The sequence below is a fragment of the Pseudomonas sp. SIMBA_067 genome, assembly GCF_046534675.1.
In the GTDB taxonomy this organism is placed as follows: domain Bacteria; phylum Pseudomonadota; class Gammaproteobacteria; order Pseudomonadales; family Pseudomonadaceae; genus Aquipseudomonas; species Aquipseudomonas putida.
Map to the genome: position 1 here is coordinate 1,025,596 of NZ_JAWRYH010000001.1, position 22,872 is coordinate 1,048,467.

Below are 22,872 nucleotides of genomic sequence, written 5' to 3' on the forward strand. Positions count from 1 at the left end.
ACCCAGGCAGTCGAGGTGAACCATGGCCAACACTTATGAAATGTTCAGCGTACGCGTAACCGACGTGGAACACGCCACGCCGCTGATCAAGCGCTTTACCCTGGCCCGCGAAGACGGCGCGGCGATGCCCGCCTTCACCGGCGGCAGCCACGTCATCGTGCAGATGCAAGGCGCCGACGGCAGCCAGTTCAGCAACGCCTACTCGTTGATGAGCGACCCGCGTGACACCCGCAGCTACCAGATCGGCGTGCGCCTGGAAGAACAGTCCAAAGGCGGCTCGGCGTTCATGCACCAGCAGGTGGAAGTCGGCACCCGCCTGACCATCTCCTCGCCCAACAACCTGTTCGCCCTGGACCCTTCGGCTGGCCGCCATGTGCTGATTGCCGGCGGCATCGGCATTACCCCGTTCCTGGCGCAACTGCATGAGCTGGAAGGCGGTAGCGCCGATTACGAGCTGCACTATGCCTTCCGCGCGCCTGAGCACGGCGCGTTCCAGGACCAGTTGGCCAACGGCCCGCACGCCGCCAACACGCGGTTCTACATCGACAGCCTCGACCGCAAGCTTGATCTGGCCGCCCTGTGCGCGGGTCTGGACGAGCAGGCGCACTTGTACGTGTGCGGCCCCAAACCGCTGATCGACGCGGTCATCGCCTGCGCCGCCCAGGCCGGCATTGCCGAGCAGCGCGTGCATTGGGAACAGTTTGCCGCCACCCCGGTCACCGGCAGTGCCTTTACCGTAGTGTTGGCGCAATCGGGCGTGGAACTGCAGGTGGAAGAAGGCATGACCATTCTGCAGGCCATCGAGAAGTCCAAGGCTGCCAAGGTCGAGTGCCTGTGCCGGGAAGGCGTGTGCGGTACGTGCGAGACGGCCATCCTTGAGGGTGAAGCCGAGCACTATGACCAGTACCTGAGCGATGAAGAGAAAGCGGCGCAGCAGAGCATCATGCTGTGCGTTTCCCGCGCCCGCACTGCGCGGCTGGTGCTGGACCTTTAACAACCGCCCGGCTGATGTTGCCCGTACCGGCCTCATCGCCGGCAAGCCAGCTCCCACATGGACCGCATCGCCCTCCAGCCATGTCCATACCTGTGGGAGCTGGCTTGCCGGCGATGAGGCCAGTGCAGGCAGCACAAGGCCATTTCCCCAAAAGAGGCAGCGTGAGCACCCGTCAACCAAAAGTTGACAGCTTGGGTATACTGGCAGGCTCTTGGCCCAGATCAGGACACCCTGCCGATGTTGGAAAACAGCTTCGCCTTCCGCCTCAAGGAACTGCTCGAGCATCACAAGCTGACCCTGCAAGCCGTGGGCACGGCCTTGGGCATTTCGCGCACCGCCGTGCACAAGTGGACCCGCGGCGGCGAGATCGACTACGACAACCTGCGCAAGCTGGCCGACTTTCTCAAGGTCAACTGGATCTGGCTGCGCTATGGCGACGAAGCACTGCAGAACATCCAGCAACCGCAGGTGGTCGAGCTGCCGATGACCGACGTGCGCCGGCGCCTGACCGCCGAGATCATGGAAAGCGAAACGCGTATGAAGCTGGCCCAGGAAGGCGCACGCATCGTTACCTGGGAATGGAACCTGATCAGCGACGAAGTCACCTACTCGCCCAACGTCGAGCAGGTCTATGGCTGGCCCGTCCATCACAACGAAGACTTCTGGAAGCACCTGCCCGACGAAGATGTGCAGCGCATGCAGGTGATGTACGCCGATGCGGTGGCCGACGGCAGTGGCTGTGAATGCGACTTCCGCATCACCCGCCCGGACGGTGAAGTCCGCTGGATTTCTTCCCGCGCCACAGTGGTGCGCGACAGCGCCGGGCGCTCGGTAAAGATGGTTGGCATCAGCATGGACAACACCGAACGCCAGGTGGCCCAACAGGCGCTAAGCCAGAGCGAGGAACGCTTCCGGGCGATCTTCGAGCTGGCCTGGGGTGCCCTGGCCTACATCGACCCGGACGGCACCTGGCAGCGGGTCAACAACAGCCTGTGCGAGTTGCTGGGCTACAGCGCCGATGAACTCTACGGCATGACCTTCCAGCAGATCACCCACGCCGACGACCTGACGCAGAACCTGCAACTGCTGCAACGCATGCTGGCCGGTGAAACCGAGCGCTACGAAGTGGAAAAACGCGTGCGCCACAAGAACGGCGAGTACATCTGGGTACGCGCCCGCACCTCGCTGCAGCGCCGTGGCAATGGCGAACCGGAACACCTGATCAGCGTTTTCGAAGACATCAGCGCCGAGCGCCAGGAACATGAACGGCTCCAGGCGCACATTGCCGCCCTGGAAGCCCGCCTGGCGGCTTCGTGAGCAGGCTTACGCGAAACGTCACGGCCCCGATTGATCGCCGCGCAGCCAGTCGATAAACCGTGCAAACAACTCGGACTGCGAGTTGATCTCCAGCTTCAGGTACAGGTTCTTGCGGTGCATGCGCACCGTCTCCGGTGAGATGCCCAGCTCCAGCGCGGTCGACTTCACCGAGTGCCCGCGCAGGATCATGTGTGCCACCTCCCGCTCACGGTCGGTCAGCACCTGGCAACCAAAGCTGTCGAACGCCGCCTGCAGGCTGCCGTGTTCGGCCGATGCTGCGCCGGGCTCCAGGTTATGCCGGGCATAACGCCCCAACAGTTCCCGCACCATGGGCTCCAGCGCCCGCAGCAGGTCGACCTGCCCGGCACTCAGAGGCGTGCCGCTGTAACCTTGGAACAGGCTCAGCGACAACTTGCGGCCAGGGCTGAGGTCGACGATGTAGTAGCTGTCTTCGCTGCAACCGGTGCCCAGGTAATAGGCCTTGTAGTAGTCGCTGTCGAAGAAGTTGTCGGGGGCGATTTCCTGCAGGTGGTAAAAGCCTTCGGCCAAGCCGCTTTGCACGGCCAGGCAGAATGGGTCGAGCAGGTAGCCGGCACTGAAATAACGCTCAAGCACCGCGGCGTGGTGCAGCTCGGGGATGCCTTGCTGGTACAGCAGCTGCGGCGCCCGCCCTTGGCACTCAAGGCTGATCATCATCGATTCAACCTGCACCAGCTGGCCGATGGCAGCAGCCACATACTCCAGCGCCTCGGGCGTATCGCTATTGGCCAGCGCACGCTGCAGCGCCGCATGCCATTGCTGCAGCGCGCCCATTGTCAGGGTAAGCGGGGTGTCGGGAGTGGCCTGGGTCATGCCCGGCAGTCTAGCCTGCCAGGCACGCCCCCGCACAGCCCTTTGCGCCAGGTTCATCGGCCTTGGTACAAGCCAAGCGCAGTCAGTTCGCGCGCGGTTTCGAGGATGCACTGGCGCAAGGTCTCGACGATCTCGTCCACCTGCGCATGGGTGACGATCAGCGGTGGCGACATCACGTTCAGGTGCATGATCGGGCGCACCAGCAACCCGCGGGCCTGGGCCTTGCTGTGGATGCGCTCACCGATGTTCACCTCATCCGGGAACAGCGACTTGCTGGCCTTGTCGGCCACGAACTCAACGCAGGCCATCAGCTTCATGCAACGCACATCACCCACCAGCGGCAACTCGCGCAGGCTCTGCAGGCGCTGCTCCAGGTAGCCACCCACGTCCTTGACGTGATCGAGCAGTTGCTCGCGCTCGATGATCTCGATGTTCTTCAGCGCCGCTGTACAGCACACCGGGTGACCACTGTAGGTAAAGCCATGGGTGAAGCAGCGGCCCTTGCCCGGCTCGGCAACCACTTCCCAGATCCGCTCGGAGAAGATACACGCGCCCAGCGGCAGGTAGGCCGAGGTCAGGCCCTTGGCGGTGGTGATGATGTCGGGGGTAACGCCAAACAGTTCTTCGCTGGCGAAGAAGGTGCCCAGGCGCCCGAACGAGGTCACCACTTCGTCGGCGACGAACAGGATGTCGTAGGTCTGGCACAGTTGCCACATGCGCTGGAAGTAGCCCTCGGGCGGAATGATCACCCCGCCCGAGCCCATGATCGGCTCGGCGAAGAACGCCGCCACGTTGTCGGCCCCCAGCGACAGGATCTTGTCCTCGAACTCGGCCACCAGGTAGTCGAGGAATTCCGCCTCGTCCATGTCGTGCGGGGCACGGTACGGGTTGGGGTTGGAGACGTGGTGGATCAGGTCGTGGTGATAGTCGAACTCCGGCACCCGGTCGGCGGCCTTGTTGCCGATGGACATGGTCAGGGTGGTGGAGCCGTGGTAGGCGTTGTAGCGGGCAATGATGTGCTTCTTGTGTGGCTTGCCGCGGCAGTTCTGGTAGTACTGGATCAGCCGGTAGGCGGTGTCGACAGCAGTCGAGCCGCCGGTGGTGAGGAACACGTGGTTCAGGTCGCCCGGTGCCAGCTGCGCGAGCTTCTGGCACAGTTCGATGGCCACGTCGTTGGCCATGTCGGAGAACGGGTTTGAATACGCCAACTGGCGCACCTGATCGGCAATGGCCAGGGCCATTTCCTCGCGGCCCAGGCCGATATTTGTGCACCACATGCCGCCGACGGCATCGAGGAAGCGGTTGCCGTGGGTGTCACGAATGTAGGCGCCCTCGCCGGCGACGATGTTCAGCGCGCCTTGCTCGCGGTGCTCGTCGAACACATGGTAGCCGTGCATGTAGTGGGCCTTGTCGGCCTCCACCAGCGGGTCGTGGGCGATAGCGAATGCTTTGCTTGGGGTGGCCATGGGCAGCTCCTTGGCGAGAATTTTTGGGCAGTGTTCAGAAACCGGTCTTGACCGTGCTCCAGACCCGGGTGATGGCGCGCATGTCCTTGGGGCTCTGGGTTTTCTGCGCGAACAGGCGCTCACGGGTTTGTGCGTCGGGGTAGATGGCCGGGTCCTGGCGGATATCGTCACGCACCAGCGCGGTGGCGGCGGCGTTGCTGTTGGCGTAGTGGATGTAGTCAGTGACCTTGGCCATGGTCTGCGGCTGCAGCAGAAACTCGATGAAGCGGTGGGCGTTGGCCGCGTGCGGCGCATCCTTGGGGATGTACAGGTTGTCGAACCAGATCAGCGAACCTTCCTGGGGGATGAAGAACGACAGCTTGATGTCCTTCTTCGCTTCCACCGCACGGGCCTGGGCGGTGGCGTAGTCACCGGACCAGGTCAGCGCCAGGCACACATCGCCGTTGGGCAGGCTGGTGAGGTAGTTGACCGAGTCGAACTTGCGAATGTAGGGGCGGATGCCCAGCAGCAGTTGTTCGGCGGCCTTGAGGTCGGCGGCCGACGCGCTGCGCGGGTCCTTGCCCAGGTACTGCAGGGCCAGCGGGATGACCTCGGTGGGCGCGTCCATCAGGGTGACGCCGCAGTCGGCGAAGCGCGAGACGATCTTGGGGTCGAACAGCATGGCCAGCGAACCGATCGGTGCGTCGGGCATGCGCGCGGTGATCTTGTCGACGTTGTAGGTTACCCCCGAGCTGCCCCAGGTATAGGGCGCCGAGTACTTCAGGCCAGGGTCGTATCCCTGCAGGTTGTTGACCACCTGCTGATCGAGGTTTTGCCAGCTGGGCAGTTGCTGCTTGTCCAGTGCCTGGAACACGCCGGCGCTGATCAGCGGGGGGACCAGCGAGGCGTTGAGCATGACCAGGTCGTAGCCGGAGCGGCCGGTCAGCAGTTTGGTCTGTACCGTTTCGTAGCCGTCGAAGGTGTCGTAGATGACCTTGATGCCGGTGGCCTTCTCGAAATCGGCCAGGGTGGTTTCGCCGATGTAGTCGGTCCAGTTGTACAGCCGTAGCGTGTTGGCGTTGTCCACCTCTGCCGCCTGGGCCAGGCTGGCACCAGACGCCAGCAGCAGACCACCAATCACCTTCAGTACCTTGCGCATGGCAACTCCATCGTGTGAATGCTCCGGAACGAGCCGATGGGTTCACTATCGAGGGATTTGCCGAGGGGCAACATACCCCGAATGTGTGGGTGGTCGTTTTTGGGCAGGTAAGTCTTGTAACAAGGCAACTGGCCTCATCGCCGGCAAGCCAGCTCCCACAGGGAAACCACAGTCCTGAGGCCTCGTGGTTTCCCTGTGGGAGCTGGCTTGCCGGCGATGAGGCCAGTACAGGCGATCACACCAGCGGGTACAACGCCTCATCGAACTGGGCCAGGCGGGGGAACACCAATGGCTGGTCGTCCGAGAGCTGCTCCAGGCGCTGCCGGTATTGCTGCAAAAAGTCCTGCCGCGCCTCAGCGCTGATGTAAGGCACATGCCAGGCCACAAACGGCGGTAGCACCTCGAAACCGACATAGGCCAGCGTACCCCGCAGTATCGGCCGCAGCATGTCTTCCAGCGGGCCATGAATCGCCCCTTCGCCAAACATGTGCGCCCGCCCGCCCAAGGTCACGGTCACCAGCGCCTTCTTGCCCGCCAACCCGCCCTGGTCGTAGAAACGCTTGCCGCCATAGCACACCCCCGACACCAGCACCCGGTCGATCCAGCCCTTGAGCATGGCCGGGGCCGAGAACCAGAAGATCGGGAAGTTCAGCACCAGCAAGTCGGCCCACAACAACTTGTCCAGCTCCTGCTGGATATCCTCGGCAATGGCGCCGCGCTTGACCCCCTGGCGCTGCTCCAGGGCATACACCAGGTACTCGGGGTTCTCACGCTGGGTGAAGTCATCGGCACTGGCCACCGGGTTCCAGCCCATGGCGTACAGGTCGCTGACCTGCACCTGGTGGCCCTGGGCGCGGAAGGTATCCACGGCCTGGTCCCGCAGGGCAGCGGTGAACGATTGCGGCTCGGGGTGAGCGTGGACGATCAGTACATTCACAAACATTCTCCTTACACAAAACAGGTTGTCTTGCAGCGGTGGCTCAGCACTGTACGGCTTTCACCTCGACGAACTCCGCCAGGCCCTCTTCGCCCCACTCGCGGCCGTTGCCCGACTGCTTGTAGCCACCGAACGGCGCCTGGTAGTTGAACCCGCCCCCGTTGATGAAGCACTGCCCGGCCCGTATCTGCCGCGCCAGCGCCAGGCCATGCTCGCGGCTGCCCGCCCACACTGCGCTGGACAGGCCGAACGGCGAGTCATTGGCCAGCGCCAGCGCCTGAGCCTCGTCGGCGTAGGGGATGAGGCACAGCACCGGGCCGAAGATTTCTTCCTGGGCAATGCGCATGCGGTTGTCGACGTCGGCGAACAACGTGGGCGCCACGTAGAACCCGCGCTCGAAGCCGCCGTGATCACCACCGCACAACAAGCGCGCGCCCTCCTCCTGGCCCTGGCGAATGTACTCGAGCACTGTGCGCCGCTGGCCTGCCGAACACATCGGCCCGAGGAAACTGGCCGGGTCACGCGGGTCGCCCATGACCAGTGCGCGGGTTTCGGCCTCGGCGATTTCCAGCGCCTCGGCGTAGCGGCTGGCCGGCAGCAGCATGCGGGTCAGTGCCGTGCAGGTCTGCCCCGAGTTGATCATCACGTCCTGCACGCCGTGGCGCACCGCAGCGTGCAGGTCGGCATCGGCGGTAATCAGCAACGGTGATTTGCCACCCAGTTCCAGGCACACCCGCTTCACCGTCGGCGCAGCCGCTTGTGCCACCCGCACCCCGGCACCGGTCGAGCCGGTGAACGACACCATGTCCACCTGCGGGTGCCGGGCGAGGGCTTCACCGACCTTGGCACCTGGGCCGCTGACCAGGTTGAACACCCCTGCCGGCAGGCCGATGGCGTCGATCATCTCGGCCAGCACAAACGCGTGCAGCGGCGTTTCCTGGCTGGGTTTGACCACCACCGTGCACCCGGCAGCCAGGGCCGGCGCCAGCTTGCCGATCATCTGGTGCAGCGGGTAGTTCCACGGGTTGATGAATGCGCACACGCCAACGGCCTCGCGGTACACCAGCGAATTGCCGATTTCGCGCACCTCATCCATCAGCCCGGCCAGTTCGGCGTACTGCGCAAGGCCCACAATCGGGCCTTCGACCTGCACCGCCTGGCACCACTGCACCGGCATGCCCAGCTCGTCGGTAATAACCTCGGCCATTTGCGCCGCACGGTTTTTCAGCTGTGCGACCAATGCCCGGATGTATCCGGCGCGCACGCTGGACGGCGTGCGCGACCAGCCGTCGAAGGCCCGCCGCGCCGCCATCACCGCCCGCTCGACATCGGCCTCGGCGCCCAAAGGTACCCGGCCAATGGCCTGTTCGGTGGCCGGGTCGATCACCTCAGCCATGCCCTGCCCGCTCGGCACCTGCCAGGCGCCATCGATGTACAGCCGCGCATACTCACGCATGGCCGTACTCCCGTTTCAGCTCGTCGGCACAGCGGGCAATGCGCTGGCAGGCATCGACCAGCGCCGCATCGCCCAGCACCAGGCCCAGGCGGATATGCCCGGCAGCGCTGGGGCCGAACGCTTCGCCGGCGAGCACCGACACGCCCTGGCGGTCCAGCAGGCGGTCGGCAAAGGCCTGGGCACTTACGCCGGTCTCGCGGATATCAACCATCACGAACATGCCACCATCGGGCTTCAGCGCCTTCAGGCCCGGGCAGCCGGCCAGCTGTTCGCACACCAGGTCACGGCGCTGGCGGTAGGCCTCGCGCATGGCGGCCAGCTCGGGCAACGGCTGCTCCAGCGCCACCACGGCGGCGTCCTGAATGAAGTCGGGCGAGCCATACAACATGCACAGGGCGAGGTTTTCCAGGTGGGCGGCCAGCTCGGCCGAACCCACTACCCAGCCCACCCGCCAGCCGGTCATGGCATGGGACTTCGACAAGCTGTTGAGGGTGGCGGTGCGTTCGGCCATGCCCGGCAGGCTGGCAGGGCTGACATGCTCGCCCTCGTACAGCAATTCGCTGTACACCTCGTCAGAGATCAGCCACAGGTCGTGGGCGATGCACAGTTCGGCCAGTGCTTCCCAGGTAGTACGGGGCAGGCTTGCCCCCGACGGGTTATGCGGGCTGTTCAAGGCCAGCGCGCGGGTGCGCGGGGTGATACGCTCGGCCACGTCTTGCGGGCATACCCGAAAGCCGTTTTCCGGCTTGACCGGCACCGGCACCACCTTGGCACCACAGGCACCGAACACCGCCTCATAGGTCACATACATCGGTTCGGCGACAAGCACCTCGTCGCCTGGGTCCAGTACGCACTGGGCCACGCAGTACAGCGCGCACTGGGCCCCTGCCAGCACCGTCACCTGATCGGCGTCGACGGCCTGGCCGCTACGCTGCTGGTGGCGCCTGGCGATGGCCTGGCGCAGGGCCAGCTTGCCGCGTACATCGGCGTAATGGGTGTGACCCGCCTGCAGGCTGTCGATGGCCGCTTCGACAATCGGCGCGGGGGTGTCGAAGTCCGGATCCCCCACCGACAGCAGCAGGATGTCCTTGCCCTCGGCCTGCAGCGCCAGGGCGCGGTAGTGGATGTCCCAGGCCGCAGCCCCGTCGCCGGCGATGCGTTGGGTAAGCTTGGCGTAGCGCATGGCAATCTCCCTTCTTTGGCGGTTTCAGTCGACGAGGATCTTCGGGTTGGAACTGCCCCACACGGTGTACAGGTCGGCCAGCAGCGCGCCGTTGATTTCTTCCATCTCGGCCTGGGTGATTTCGCCCCCGGCCTGCTTGCCGAACAGCACCACTTCGTTGCCACCCTTCACGTCCGGGAAGTCGGTGACATCGACCATCAGCGTGTTCATCGACACCTTGCCCACCACCGGTATGCGGTGGCCGTTGATCAGCACATGGCCCTTGTTGGTGAACACCCGGCGATAGCCATCGGAATAGCCGACGGTGATGTTGGCCAGGCGCGAATCACGGGCCAGGGTGAAGGTGCGGTCGTAGCCGACGGTGTTGCCAGCCGGGTAACTGTGCACCGCCGCCACGTGCGATTTGAACTGCATGGCGCGTTTGTATTCGGTGCGCGCCGGTACGGTGTCACCGAACAGCGCGCCACCGGTGCGTACCATGTCCAGGCGCGCCTCCGGCACCTCCAGCGTAGCGAACGAGTTGGCGGCGTGCAGGGTAAGCTTGCTGCGGTCGAGCTTCGCGTGCTTGATCAACCAGTCGGTCTGTTCGTTGAAGGCCGCCAGGCCCTTGCGCACATCGTCCTTGTCTTCCACGGCGAAGTGGGTCATCAGCGCGACCAGTTTGAGGTGCTTCTGATCGGTGATCTGCAGCGCTTCGCCACGGCCGGACCAGGTGGCCATCTCCACCCCGTTGCGGCTCATGCCGCTGGAGTTGAGCGCCATGTGAATGCGCAAGGTCTTGCCATGGCGCGCGGCGATGGCATCGGCCTGGCGGGCAAATTCGGCGCTGCCCACCAGCTCTTCCATGTCGTACTGCAAGGCATCTTCCAGCTCGCTGAGGCTGGCCAGGCGTACCCGCACCAGTTGCCCGGTGAAGCCACTGGCGCGGACCACGCGGGCCTCCTCGTTGCTGGCCACCGCCACGCAGGGCACGCCCTGGGCGATGATCGATGGCATTACCAGGCCGATACCGTGGCCATAGGCATCGGCCTTGAGCACGGCGCACAGCTTGGACTTGCCGGCCAGCTCGGCCTGCAGGGTGCGGATATTGTGTTGCAGAGCGCTGGCACTGACCTCAACCCAGGCGTTGCTGTTCTGCACGGTCAGGGTGTTGGTGCCGTTGTCCATCGACAACGGGGGGGCCGCATACAGGGGGGCCTGTCCGGTGATCAGAAGTGCCAGGGATGCAGCCAGAAGGGTACGGCGAAAGGGCATGGTGGTTACTCGTGTTCTTTTCGTTGTACGCGCCTTAACAGACGCAGGTGTGTTTGAGTTCGATGAACGTCACGCCGGGGGTGGCGAAGCCGCTGGCCAGGTCGGCTTGCAATGCATCCAGGTCGCGTGGCTGGTGCACGGTGCAGCCGAAGGCGCGGGCCAGGCCGATGAAATCCGGGTTGCGCGGCAGCACGCCGACCGGCTCGATATCCAGACCGAGCATATCGTCGCGGATCTGGCCGAGGGCGTCATTGTTCCAAAGCAACACCACCAGCGGCCGGTTCAGCTCCTCGACGGCAGTGGCCAGTTCCTGGGCGGTGTACAGGAAGCCGCCATCACCCACAAGTACCAGGCCGGGACGGTGGTCGCTGGCGAACATGCCACCGATGCCAGCCGGCAGGCCGTAGCCGAGGGTGCCGTAGCCGGTGGGGTGCAGCCAGCTACGTGGTGCCCGGCTGGTGAAGGCGTAGTTGCCGGTGTAGGCCAGTTGGGTCATGTCGCTGCTGATGAACGCATCGTCGGGCAGCACGGCGGCAATGCGGTCAAGAATCGCCTGATGGGTGGCCTGCAACGGTGCATGCCCATTACGAATGGCCTGGCGCAGGTTGCTCACCGCTTCGCTGGCCTGGGCCGGGTCTCGGTCGAGTGCTGGCAGGTGTTCGAGCAAGCCGGCCAGGGTTTGCCGGGCATCACCTTGCAAGGCAATGGCACAGGGGTAGAAGTCGTTGAACTTGCGCGGGTCGATGTCCACGCGCAGCAGCTCGCCAGTGATCGGCAGGCGCTCGCGCCAGAAGTCGGTGTCGGCCATTTCGGTGCCCACGGCCAGCACCACATCAGCCTGGCTGATCAGCTGCCAGCCGGGTTCCACGCACAGGCTGGAACCGGCATTCAGGGGCGCCTGCGGCGGCAGCAGGCCCTTGCCGGCCACGCTGGTGAATACCGGTGCCGCCAGCCGGGTGCTCAACTGCGCCAGTTGCTCGGCCGCGTGCAGCGCACCACCACCCGCGATGATCATCGGCCGCTTGGCCGCTGCCAGCTTCAGGGCAGCCTGGTCGAGCATTTCGCGGCACGGCTGGCCACGCTCGGGGCGGCGTGCCACCTCATGGCTCCAGTCACGACTGACAGGCGCAGCCAGCACGTCCAGGGGCACCGAAATGTGCACCGGGCGCGGCCGCTCGCTGTCGAACACGGCCCAGGCACGGGCGATCAGCTCGGGCAGGTCATCGCCGCGCAACGCCACGGCCGAAAACGCGGTGATCGGCGCAGTCATGGCGCGCTGGTCCTGGGTTTCATGCAGGCAGCCCCAGCCTTTGCCCAGGCTGGCGGTATGGTTGACGCTGGAAATCACCAGCATCGGGATGGAGTCAGCATAGGCCTGGCCGATGGCGGTGGCGGCGTTGGTCACCCCCGGGCCGGTGATGACGAAGCACACCCCCGGCTTGCCGCTCACGCGCGCATAGCCGTCAGCCATGAAGCCGGCGCCCTGCTCGTGGCGGGTCAGCACATGGCGGATACCGCTGCCTGGCAGGCCACGGTACAGCTCCAGGGTGTGCACCCCGGGGATGCCGAACACGGTCTGCACGCCGTAGTTGGCCAACAGGCGCACCAGCGCCTGGCCGGCCGTCAGGGTAAGGTCATTCATGTCGTTCTCCTTGCGCCTGGCCGAGGCGGATCAGCGCGTCGACCGCGGTGGTGCCGTGGGCACCGACCATCAATGGGTTCACATCCAGCTCCAACAGCTGCCCGGCGTTTTCGCAGGCGTAGTCGGCCACCGCACGGATAGCTGCGACCAAGGCGTCGAGGTCGGCGGCCGGGCGGCCACGGAAGCCTTGCAGCAGGCTGGCACTGCGCAGGTTCAGCAGTGCGGCGCGGATGGCGCTGTCGGTGGTGGGCAACAACAGGCTGACACTGTCCTTGAGCAGTTCGACCAGCACCCCACCGGCACCGATCACCAAGGCCAGGGCAAAGTCGTGTTCACGTTTGATGCCCACTATCAGCTCGGCCAGCGGCGGCTCGGCCATGGGTTCGAGCAGTACCTGGTCGAACGCGACGTGCGGGGCGTAGGCAGCGATGCGCTGGCGCATCTGCAACAGTGCAGCTTCCAGGGCGGCGGCATCACGCAGGTTCAGCGCCACCGCACCGGCTTCGGTCTTGTGCGGCAGCTGTGCGCTGACCGCCTTCAGTACCAGCGGGTAACCCACGCAGGCGGCGTCTGCCACAGCGAGCTCGGGCGTACTCAGCACACCTGCCGGCACCGGCAGACCGAAGGCGCGCAGGGCCTGCTTGGATTGCCATTCGTCCAACAGTCGGCTTTCGCCCGTGAGGGCCTGCGGGCACAGCGGTACCCGCGCAGCCTCGCCCTGGTCCAGCAAGCGGGGGCGGTTCCTTTGGTAAGCGACGATGCGCCCCCAGGCCGCCAGGCCATCTTCCACGCCCTGCAGGGCTGCGATGCCCCGCGCATGCAGGCGCTCACGCGCACTGGCAGGCAACAGTTCCGGGAAAGCCGAGGTGACGAAGCCGATCTTTCCGTGGCGTTCAACGGCATCGCAGTACAGTCCAAGCAGCAGGTCGCATTCCTTGCGCTCGCCGGTGAACGCCGCCGGGTAGTCCAGCACCAGCATCGCCGCGCCCGCGGCGCCGCTCAGGGTGCTGTCGAGCATGCGTTGCAGGGCGGCTTCATCGCCCCAGATGGCAGTGGTGAAGTCCAGTGGGTTGACCAGGTTGGCATAGCCCGGCAACACCTCGGCCAGTGCCGCCACCTGCCCTTGCGCGAGCTTCGGCAGTTGCAACCGGTTGCGTTCGGCATAGTCGGCAATCAGGCCGGCATCGCCGCCTGAGCAGGCCAGCGCAATCAGCTCGCCATCTGCCGGCAAGCGTCCGCAGGCTGCGGCCTTGAGCGTTTCGACAAAGCTCACCGGGCCGCTGACGCGGATCACGCCCAGGCGCTGGAACAGGCTGTCGTACAACGCATCGGAGCCGGACAACGAGCTGGTGTGGCTCAGCGCCAGTTCAGCGCCGATCTGCGACACGCCAGTCTTCAGGGCAATGACCGGTGTACCCTGCTGCAATGCCTTGTAGGCTGCGCGTGAAAAGCCCGGCACGTTCTTCAAGCCTTCCAGGTGCAGCCCGATGGCCGTTACCCGTGGGTCGTCGAGCAGCACGTCCATCAGCTCGGCCACGCCCAATTGCGCCTGGTTGCCGACCGAGGCCATGTAGGCCACCGGCAGCGAGCGGTCGCTCATGGACAGGTTGTAGGCAAAGTTGCCGCTCTGGGTGAGGATCGCCACGCCCTTCTCCACCTGCTGGCCGCCATGGGCCACCGGCCACAGGGCGGCACCGTGCAGGTAGTCAAGCAGGCCATAGCAGTTGGGGCCGAGCAGGGCCATGTTGCCGGCCGCAGCGAGCAGGCGCTGCTGCAACTGGCGGCCCTCTTCGCCGCTTTCGGCAAAGCCGGAGGCATAGCAGATGGCACCCCCGGCGCCACGCGCGGCCAGCTCGGCAACGCACTGCAAGGTCAGCTCACGGTTGGTGGCGATGAACACCGCGTCCGGGGCGTAAGGCAAGTCGGCCACGCGGGCCACGCAAGGGATACCTTCCAGGCTTTCATGCTGCGGGTTGACCAGCCACAGCTCACCGCCAAAGCCGCCTTCGGCGCAGCGCTTGAGCGCCCGCGCCATGCTGCGCCCGCCAACGAAGGCCAGGTGCCGGGGCGCCAGCAGGCGCTTGAGGTTGTCACGAATCGATTGCGACATGGGTGTTCTCCTGGCGCTCAGCGCAGCAGCGGGCGCAGCAGTTCGCGGGCGATGATGTGCCGCTGGATTTCCGAAGTGCCCTCCCAGATGCGCTCGATACGCGCGTTGCGCCAGATGCGCTCAACCGGCCCTTCATCCATCAGGCCCATGCCACCGAAGATCTGCACGGCTTCGTCGGCGACCTTGCCCAGCACTTCGCTGGCAAACAGCTTGGCCATACCGGCCTCACCGTCGGTCATGTTGCCCTGGTCCATCTTCCAGGCGGTGTGCAGGGTGAGCATCTCCGCAGCGCGGATCTGCGTGGCCATGTCGGCGAGCTTGAACGACACCCCCTGGTAGCTGCCGATGGCCTGGCCGAACTGCTTGCGGTCGGCGGCCCACTGCAGCGACAGGTCGAGGGCGCGCTGGGCCTGGCCCACGCAGTTGGCGGCGACCATCACCCGGCCGGCGGTCAGCCAGGCGTTGGCCACTTCCCAGCCCTTGCCGACTTCGCCCAGCACCTTGTTGGCCGGCACCCGGCAGTCGTCGAAGAACAGCTCGTAGGTGTGGTAGCCACGGTTGCTCACGCACTTGGGGCCGCGGCGGATGGTCATGCCCGGTGTGCCGCGGTCGACCAGCAAGGCCGTGACCGCATTGCGCTTGCGGCCGTTGTGCTCGTAGGTGTCGGTGACGGCGAAGACAATGGCAAAATCGGCATGGCCGGCGTGGCTGATGAAGTGCTTGCTGCCGTTGATGACAAAGTCATCGCCCTGGCGCACGGCGCGGGTCTTGATGGCGTTGGCATCGGAACCGGCACCCGGTTCGGTGAGGGCGAAACAGTCGGTTTTCTCGCCCTGCACGCAAGGCAGCAGGTAGTCGTTAACCTGCTCGTCCTTGCAGGCCATGAGGATTTTCGACGGGCGTGCGACAAACACATGCACCGCCCAGGACACCTTGGACAGCTCACGTTCGATCAGCGCCTGGGACAGGTAGTCCAGGCCACCGCCGCCGACTTCCTCAGGCATGTTGAAGGCATAGAACCCGGCGGCGATGGCCTTGCCACGGATGTGCGCGGCCAGCTCTGGCGACACGGCATCGGCGCGGTCCACCGCTTCCTCATGGGGCAGCAACTCTTTGGCAACAAAGCTGCGTACCGCTTCCACCAACATTTCTTGTTCTTGGGTCAGTTGGAAATTCATCTGCGAAGGTCCTGGTCAGGGTCGGTATCGGGTTACTGGCCGGTGAAACGGGGGGCGCGGCGTTCAACCGAGGCTTGCAGCGCCTCGGCGCCATCCTGGCTGCGGCCGCACAGCAGGCCGGCGTGGCGCTCGGCCTCCAGCTGCTCGGCCAGGGTGCGCCGGGCGCCGTCGCGGATCAGCTGCTTGGTCTGCGCATAGGCGAACGTCGGGCCATTGGCCAGGCGCCCGGCCAGCTCGGCCGCCACGGCGGGCAGTTGCTCGTCGGCGCAGACTTCGCTGACCAGCCCGGCCGACAGGGCGCGCTCGGCGCCCCACAGTTCATCGAGGAACAACAGGCGCTTGGCCTGCTCGCTGCCGATCAGCCGTGGCAAGTGCCAGCTGGCGCCGGCATCGGGGCTGTAGCCCATGCTGGTGTAGCCAGCCTTGAAACGCGCAGAGGCGGCGGCGATACGCAGGTCGCAGCACAGGCTGAGGTCCATGCCACCGCCCACGGCGGTGCCGTTGATGGCGGCGATGGTGGGCTTGTCGAGGCTGTGCAGGCGCAACATAAGGGCGTGGGCGGTTTCGGTCCAGCCGTAGCTTTCCAGGGTGCCCGCAGCTTCGGCGGCGGCCCACTCGGCCAGGTCGGCACCGGCACAGAAGGTGCGGCCGCCGCCGGTGAGCACCACCACGCGTACGGCCGGATCGCTGTTGTGGCTTTCGAGCAAGGCGTGCAGTTGCTTGAGGGTGGGGATGTCCAGCGCGTTGCGTTGCTCGGGGCGGTTGAGGGTGATCCAGGCAACGCCGGCTTCGACTTTGCTCAACAGTGACGACGACGGGGTGGTCATGGGGGGCCTCGGTGTTGTTGTGATGGTTTTGGGAGGGCTTGACGAGGGAGATACTAAACGAGTGTTCAACAAGGCGGGATGGGCTGTTACAACTTCGCACAACTCGGTTTTTGCTGTTACGCGGGTTTCTTTTGGCATTGCATTTTCGTTGCCTGTGAGATCGAGCGCCGCCCGCGCGGCGCTTCGCAGCACAAGGCTGCTCCTACATCTGTTTCGGGCCAGTTATTCCTGAGACGAAGGCGCGCGGCCCCTTTGCTTCCACCGCGATATCGCGTCAGGCAAACAAGGCGATCGCGTGCGCAGGCACAGGCGTGACTGGCCCGAAACAGATGTAGGAGCAGCCTTGTGCTGCGAAGCGCCGCGCGGGCGGCGCTCGATCTCACAGACAATAAAAATGTTTCGACGAACACTTACAACCAACGACCCACGGCATCAAACGCCAGGCGCGCTGGGCTCAAAGGCACCCTGCCGGCGGCGATTGACGAAGAAGTACGCCGCGTAGCACAGGGCAATGAAACCAAAGCCCCAGTACAGCGACGGCCGCTGGGTTTCATCCAGTGCCAGGAACACAAACAGCGAGCTGCACAGGGTGATGCACAGCAGCGGCACCAGTGGGTACAGCGGCGCCCTGTACTTCAGGTCCTGCAGTTGCCCACCTTCACGCAGGTAGGCCTTGCGGAAGCGGTACTGCGCCAGGGCGATGACGATCCAGGTTACGGTGCCGGACATGCCGCTCACCGCCATCAGCACCATGAACAGGGTGTCGGCGGCAATGAAGCTGGTCATCAGCGACACCAGGGCAAAGCACAGGGTGATGCTCAGCGCCCGCAACGGCACGCCGCGCTTGCTCAGCGGTGCCAGGCTTTTCGGCGCCATGCCGCTCTTGGACATCGCCCAGAGAATGCGCGTAGAGGCATACAGCCCGGAGTTGCCCACCGACAGGATGGCGGTGAGGATGACGAAGTTCATCACGTCGGCAGCAAAGGGGATGCCGACCATGTCGAACACCTGCACGAACGGGCTTTCCATCAGGCCGGCCTGCTCGAACGGCACAATGGCCGACAGCACGGCAATCGCCAGCACATAGAAAATCAGCACGCGGAACACCACGTTGCGCACCGCCCGCGGGATGCTTTTTTCCGGGTGCTCGGTCTCGCCGGCCGCCACGCCCATGATTTCGCAGCCCTGGAAGGCATAGACCACGGTCATCATCACCGCGAACACCGCCGACAGGCCGTGGGGGAACAGCGACTCGCCCACCAGGTTGTCCAGCATTGGCGCCGGTGCCCCGCTGCTCAGCGGAATGGCGCCGAAGATCACCAGCAGGCCAATGATGATAAAACCAAGGATGGTCGCCACCTTGATGCCCGAGAACCAGTACTCGGCCTCGCCAAAAGCGCGGGTGGCCAGGGCGTTGAGGCCGAACAGCACAACCACGAACAGTGCCGACCAGTACCAGATGGGCACCTCGGGGAACCATCGGGTCATCAGCATGCCGGCAGCGGTGAACTCCAGGCCCACGGTAGTGGCCCAGCTCATCCAGTACACCCAGCCGATCATGAAGCCGGTGGCCGGGCCGATGAACTTCGTGGCGTGGGCCTGGAACGAGCCGGACACCGGCATCTGCACCGACAGTTCACCCAGGCAGACCATCACCAGGTACATCAGCAAGCCGGCCACCAGGTACGCCAGGATCGCGCCCACCGGCCCGCCCTGGTTGATGGTCACGCCCGAACCCATGAACAGGCCGGTGCCGATCACCCCGCCCAGCGACAGCATGAAGATATGCCGGCTTTTCAGGGCGCGGGTGAGCTGGATTTTTTCGTGGTTGTCAGTCATGGCGCACCTCGCCATTGCGGCAGGTGCGGGGGGCGGTACGAAGGAGGGGCTGAGCGCTACGGCATGTCATTATTCTTGTCTCCAATAAGCCTCATGGACCGCGTGCAACACGGTTGCCATGGATTATTGGAAACGGATGTAAGGTGCCGTTGTACGAACGGATCGAAGATGTAAAAAGTCGTAAGTTTTTTGTACGTCAGCTCTGGATCAACTGTTCCAGGGTCGCACGGGCCTGGCCGAGCTGGTTTGCCAGTGGTTCGGCAAGTGCGTTCAGCCCCTGCCCGTCATGCTGGCGGGCTGCGTCTTCCAGGCGTCGCAACAGCGCAGCCAGGCCAGAAAAACCCAGGGAGTCGCAACTGCCGGCCAGGCGATGGGCCAGGTGCAGCACTTCGGTAAAGTCCTGGGCCGGCAGCGCCTCGGCCAACGCCGTGGCGTGCTGCTCCAGTGACTGGCGCAACACCTTCAGCAGGCCTTGCAGCTTCTGCTCGCCCAGCAGCGAGCGGTGGGTGGCCAGCAGCGACCAGTCCATGTTCGCGTCAATACCGGCCTCTTCAGTCGGCTTCGCGTCGGCCAGCGCCTGGCGCAGGTTGGCTAGCCGCAGAGGCTTGGCCAGCACACCTTGCATGCCGGCTTCCAGGTAACCCGACACTTGCCCCGGTTGCACGCCAGCAGTCAGCGCCACTATCCGGCTGTGGTGGTTTGGCCCGGGGGTGGCGCGAAGCTGCCGGCACAGTTCCACCCCGCTCATGCCGGGCAGGTGAACGTCGAGCAGGATCAGGTCGAAGCGCCGCTGTGCACACAGCTGCAGGGCCTGCCCGGCATCCTCGGCAAAGCTCACCCGGTGGCCATCGCGCACCAGCAGGCCGCCCGCCACCTCACGGTTCAGCGCGACGTCCTCGACCACCAGGATATCCAGGCTGGCGCTGACCGACTGGGCTAGCTTAGGAGGTGAATCCGGCTGCCCAAGGGCGATGTCGAGCTCGAACCAGAAGCAGCTGCCCTGCCCTTGTACACTGTCCAGGCCAATGCAGCCTCCCAGCTTTTCCACGAGGTGCTTGCAGATCGCCAGGCCCAGACCGGTGCCGCCGTAGCGGCGTGCCACGGCTTCGCTGGCCTGGACGAAGCGGTCGAAGATTTTTGCCTGGACGGCCGGCTCGATGCCGATGCCATTGTCACTGACAGACAGCCGCAGGCGCTGCGTGGTCGCATCGCTGGCCAGCACCTGTACCTTGAGCCGCACCTGGCCGTGCTCGGTGAATTTGATGGCATTGGCCAGCAGGTTGCTGAGCACCTGACGCAGGTACTGCTCGGCGCCGTGCTGGTAACCGGCTAATTGCTCATCAACCTCCAGATTCAGTGTGTCGCCGTTGTCCGCAGCCATGGGTTCGAGCAGCGCCAGCACTTCCTGGCACAACTGGCGCAGCGAAAAGCCGACCAGCTCGGCGCGGCTCTCACCTTCTTCGAGCCGGGCGAAATACAGCACTTCGTTGAGAATCGCCAACAGCCCCTCGCCGGCCTTGTACAAGGCTTCCAGGCGCTGACGGTCGGCCGCATCCAGCCGGCCACCGCGTAGCAGCTCGGCCATGCCCAGGATACCGTTGAGCGGGGTGCGCAGCTCGTGGCTCATGGTCGCCAGAAAGCGCGACTTGGCCAGGTTGGCGGCCTCGGCTTCATCCTTGGCCCGGGCCAGGCTGGCGGTACGTCGTTCGACCATGGCCTGCAGTTCGTCGCGCTTGTCTTGCAACGCCAGGCGGTCGCGCTCGCGGCGTTCAATGTCGCTGAGGATGGCGCGGCGCATATCGTCCAGGGCATTGGCCACCGTATCGATTTCGTCAGGGCGCGATGAACGGCGGCGCCCCAGGCGCAACGGTTCCTGCCATTGGCCGGCGCCAATACGCCGGGCGAACTCGGCCATCACTTGCAGATGGCGGGTGACCAGACGATAGAACAGCCCCGACAGCGCCACTGCCAGGCCGCACAGGAACACCCCCATCCACAGCAGGCTGGCAAGGCCGGTGGCGTAAAGCCGACGGTGCACAGCTCCCAGGTCGATACTGACTTCCAGCTCACCCAGGTGCCTGGCCGGCCCCGAGGGGGGCTGATAGTTTAGGGGGAAGCGCTCGATGCGCAGCGGCCCTTTGGGTTCGGCCTCCCCTCGTAGCAGTTGAAAATCGTCGCTGACCAGGCGCACCCGGGCCACGTCGGAAAAATCCACCAAACCGCGCAATTGCGTATCGAGCTGGGCCTCGTCCAGGTCCCACAGGCTGCGCTCCAGGCTGGCGAGGTAGCCGGCGCGGATCAACGCCATGCGCGCCTCGATGTCGCGCATCTCGCGGCGGTATTCGAAATACAGCTGCACGCCACTTGCCAGCACCGTGAAACACAGGCTGAACAACAGGATGAACCGCAGCAGGCGGCGCAGCAGGCCATCGGTGTGCAGGCGAATCATCGGGCATCTGCCGGCAGGTTGATCATGTCGCGGTAGGTGACCTCGCTCTGCTCCAGCCAGCGCGCGATCTCGCCAGCCTGGTTCATGCGCCGCAACTGAGCGTCGATTTCGTCCATGTGCTGGCTCAGGGGTGATTGCCGCGATACGGCAACGCGCAGGTAGTCCACGCTCAGCGCGCTGGGCAATACGCGGATGTCCTGCGCGCCTGCCAGGTGCTCGATGAACAGTTGACCGGTGCGCCGCTCCTGGATCACGTAGTCGATGCGCCCGCGGATCAGCTTGCCGAAGTTCTGCTGGCTGGAAGACACCCGCTCGATGTTCTGATGCCGGGCGACGAAGCGGTCGAATTCGGCGCCGTAGCTTTCGCCGTACAACAGGCCGCCGCGGTAACCGGCCAGGTCCTCCAACTGCTGGAACTGCACTGGCCGTTTGCGGTTGTAGAATACAGCCACTTCCTCGCGCATTACCGGCTCCGTGGAAAAATGCATGCGCTGGTCACGTTGGTCGCTGTTGTAGGCCAGCACCACGTCCACCCTCCCGGCGGCAGCGTCCATCAGGCAGCGTTTCCAGTTGCCCAGCACCACGTTCTGCACTTGGTAGCCCATGCGGGCGAACAGCTCGCGCACCACGGTTGGCGCCAGGCCACGCACCTGGTGGCCGTCGCTCCAGGACATCGGCGGGTACACCGGGTAATCGCAGTAGCGCACCGTTTCTGCAGCACCGGCTGGCACGGCAAGCAACGCCAGCACCATCGCCCAGGCACGGCGGGCGCGGTAGATCATGCGGCCACGCTGGCAGTGAACAGGTAGCCGGTGCCGTGAATGGTGATGATCAGTTGCGGCTCGGCCGGGTCATCGTGCAGCTTGCGCCGCAGGCGACCGACCAGCACGTCGATGGAGCGGTCGTTGGGCACCCACTCGCGGTTGCGAATCTGGTCCATCAGCTGGTCGCGGCTCAGGGTATGGCCGCTGTTGCGCAGGAACACGCTGAGCAACTGGAACTCACCGTGGGTCAGCAGGGTTTGCCCGCCGCGTGGGTCGATCAGGCGCCGGCGGTCGGTGTCCAGCGCCCAGTCGGCAAACTGCTTCAACGACTGCGCGCAGGCCGGTGCCGGGTGCACTTCGCGGGCATGGCGCACGCGGCGGATCAGGTTTTTGGCGCGTGATACCAGCTCGCGGGGGTTGAGCGGTTTGATCACATAATCGTCGGCGCCGCACTCCAGGCCGACAATGCGGTCGATGTCATCGTTGCGGCCGGTGATGAGGATGATGCCCACCTCCGAGCGCACGCGCAGCTCGCGGGTCAGGGTGAGGCCGTCCTTGCCAGGCAGGCGGATATCCAGCAGCACCAGGTCGACATCCTGGCTGGCGAGCAAGGCTTCGGCCTTTTCCGCCGTATCGGCGCAGTGCACGTCATAGCCTTCCTGGGACAGATAGGCCTGCAGCAAGTCACGAATAAGCGGATCGTCATCGACGATCAATACCCGAGGCGTCATCGCGTGTTGTCTCTTTTTTATTGGTGTTGTTCTACACACTCGCGCCAGCAGCGTACTCGTTACTGAACAGACGATCAACAGCCCTCGGGCAGGCTGAAGCGCCGCCGACCACCGGCCTGCAGGCCATCGACCCAGGCCTCGCAGATAATCACGCCCTGCTCGGGGGTGAAGGTGCCGGGGTTGAGCCCCGACTCCAGCCACAGGCCATCGAGCAGGGCACTGAGGCTGATGGCCGCGAGGTCGGCATCGAAGCCCTGCCAGCCCTCCTGCGTGGCCAACTCGGCCAGCAACCGGCTCAGCTCCTTGCGGTACTCGCCATAGGAATGGTCATGCACCTGGTTGATCGCGTCGGCCGTCTTTACCGCGCCCCAAAACGCCAACCAGGCGTCGAGCAACTGCGGGTCGAGCAACTCTGCACAGAACGAGGCGCGGAAAAACGCCGACAACCGCTCGCGGGCATTGGGCGCAGCCTGCGCCATGGCTTCACGCAGCAGCCCCATCACCCGGCCGGTGACGGCCAGGTAGGCTTCGGCAACCAGTTCGTCCTTGCCGGCGTAGTGGTGGCTGATCAGCCCGACCGAGACCCCGGCCTCGGCCGAAATCTTGCGGATCGAAGCCCCTTGGAATCCGTGGCGTTTGAGGCACACCAGGGTCGCTTCGACCAGGTTGGCCTTGCGCAATTCCGGCAGCATGCGGTGGTAGCGGGCTTCCTGGCTCATCAAGGGTTCTCGGTTC

At 65.0% G+C, this 22,872-nt stretch carries 18 protein-coding genes; 2 read left to right on the top strand and 16 right to left on the bottom strand.

The window, feature by feature from the left end; genetic code table 11:
* The first annotated feature begins 22 nt into the window (after window positions 1-22).
* The gene (locus SB765_RS04715; RefSeq protein WP_410931005.1) at window positions 23-994 is read left to right on the top strand and encodes a PDR/VanB family oxidoreductase; all 972 of its coding nucleotides are present in this window, start codon (window positions 23-25) and stop codon (window positions 992-994) included.
* Between the two features lie 237 nt (window positions 995-1,231).
* On the top strand, window positions 1,232-2,311 hold the full coding sequence (locus SB765_RS04720) for a PAS domain S-box protein (RefSeq protein WP_410910204.1): 1,080 nt from the start codon (window positions 1,232-1,234) through the stop codon (window positions 2,309-2,311).
* Between the two features lie 18 nt (window positions 2,312-2,329).
* Here SB765_RS04720 and SB765_RS04725 read toward each other — a convergent pair whose 3' ends face one another.
* The 16 genes from SB765_RS04725 to SB765_RS04800 all read right to left on the bottom strand — a co-directional run bounded on the left by SB765_RS04725 (window position 2,330) and on the right by SB765_RS04800 (window position 22,856).
* Window positions 2,330-3,163: a response regulator transcription factor gene (locus SB765_RS04725; RefSeq protein ID WP_341798418.1), complete on the bottom strand. Its 834-nt coding sequence runs from the start codon at window positions 3,161-3,163 to the stop codon at window positions 2,330-2,332.
* Between the two features lie 53 nt (window positions 3,164-3,216).
* Entirely contained in the window at window positions 3,217-4,629 is a 1,413-nt protein-coding gene (locus SB765_RS04730; protein ID WP_410931006.1) for an aminotransferase, read from the bottom strand.
* Window positions 4,630-4,663: 34 nt separating this feature from the next.
* A complete protein-coding gene (locus tag SB765_RS04735) occupies window positions 4,664-5,767 on the bottom strand; it encodes a polyamine ABC transporter substrate-binding protein (protein WP_410931007.1) in 1,104 nt (367 codons plus the stop codon).
* A 235-nt stretch (window positions 5,768-6,002) separates the two neighbouring features.
* Entirely contained in the window at window positions 6,003-6,704 is a 702-nt protein-coding gene (locus SB765_RS04740; RefSeq protein WP_341798415.1) for an NAD(P)H-dependent oxidoreductase, read from the bottom strand.
* Between the two features lie 43 nt (window positions 6,705-6,747).
* Window positions 6,748-8,160, bottom strand: coding sequence for an aldehyde dehydrogenase family protein (locus SB765_RS04745; RefSeq protein ID WP_410931008.1), 1,413 nt, complete (start codon window positions 8,158-8,160; stop codon window positions 6,748-6,750).
* Window positions 8,153-9,343 (bottom strand): pyridoxal phosphate-dependent aminotransferase, encoded by a 1,191-nt coding sequence (locus SB765_RS04750; RefSeq protein ID WP_095115448.1) that lies wholly within the window; start codon window positions 9,341-9,343, stop codon window positions 8,153-8,155. The genes SB765_RS04745 and SB765_RS04750 overlap by 8 nt, the downstream gene beginning before the upstream one ends.
* Before the next feature lie 24 nt (window positions 9,344-9,367).
* A complete protein-coding gene (gene alr / locus SB765_RS04755) occupies window positions 9,368-10,597 on the bottom strand; it encodes an alanine racemase (protein ID WP_410931009.1) in 1,230 nt (409 codons plus the stop codon).
* 34 nt (window positions 10,598-10,631) lie between these two features.
* Window positions 10,632-12,239 carry a 5-guanidino-2-oxopentanoate decarboxylase gene (locus SB765_RS04760; RefSeq protein WP_410931010.1) on the bottom strand — a complete coding sequence of 536 codons (1,608 nt, stop codon included), beginning with the start codon at window positions 12,237-12,239 and terminating at the stop codon, window positions 10,632-10,634.
* Window positions 12,232-14,349 carry an acetate--CoA ligase family protein gene (locus SB765_RS04765; RefSeq protein ID WP_410931011.1) on the bottom strand — a complete coding sequence of 706 codons (2,118 nt, stop codon included), beginning with the start codon at window positions 14,347-14,349 and terminating at the stop codon, window positions 12,232-12,234. Before SB765_RS04765 ends, SB765_RS04760 begins: the two co-directional genes overlap by 8 nt.
* 17 nt (window positions 14,350-14,366) lie before the next feature.
* Window positions 14,367-15,527, bottom strand: coding sequence for an acyl-CoA dehydrogenase family protein (locus SB765_RS04770; protein WP_410931012.1), 1,161 nt, complete (start codon window positions 15,525-15,527; stop codon window positions 14,367-14,369).
* Between the two features lie 32 nt (window positions 15,528-15,559).
* Complete coding sequence (locus SB765_RS04775; protein WP_341798408.1) at window positions 15,560-16,354, bottom strand: enoyl-CoA hydratase/isomerase family protein; 795 nt, start codon at window positions 16,352-16,354, stop codon at window positions 15,560-15,562.
* A gap of 432 nt (window positions 16,355-16,786) precedes the next feature.
* The gene (locus SB765_RS04780) at window positions 16,787-18,193 is read right to left on the bottom strand and encodes an amino acid permease (RefSeq protein WP_016499182.1); all 1,407 of its coding nucleotides are present in this window, start codon (window positions 18,191-18,193) and stop codon (window positions 16,787-16,789) included.
* A gap of 196 nt (window positions 18,194-18,389) precedes the next feature.
* Complete coding sequence (locus SB765_RS04785) at window positions 18,390-20,642, bottom strand: ATP-binding protein (RefSeq protein ID WP_410931013.1); 2,253 nt, start codon at window positions 20,640-20,642, stop codon at window positions 18,390-18,392.
* Window positions 20,639-21,424 carry a substrate-binding periplasmic protein gene (locus tag SB765_RS04790; protein ID WP_341798405.1) on the bottom strand — a complete coding sequence of 262 codons (786 nt, stop codon included), beginning with the start codon at window positions 21,422-21,424 and terminating at the stop codon, window positions 20,639-20,641. Before SB765_RS04790 ends, SB765_RS04785 begins: the two co-directional genes overlap by 4 nt.
* Window positions 21,421-22,137, bottom strand: coding sequence for a response regulator (locus tag SB765_RS04795; protein ID WP_341798404.1), 717 nt, complete (start codon window positions 22,135-22,137; stop codon window positions 21,421-21,423). Before SB765_RS04795 ends, SB765_RS04790 begins: the two co-directional genes overlap by 4 nt.
* A 74-nt stretch (window positions 22,138-22,211) precedes the next feature.
* On the bottom strand, window positions 22,212-22,856 hold the full coding sequence (locus SB765_RS04800; protein WP_016499178.1) for a TetR family transcriptional regulator C-terminal domain-containing protein: 645 nt from the start codon (window positions 22,854-22,856) through the stop codon (window positions 22,212-22,214).
* Window positions 22,857-22,872 lie beyond the last annotated feature (16 nt).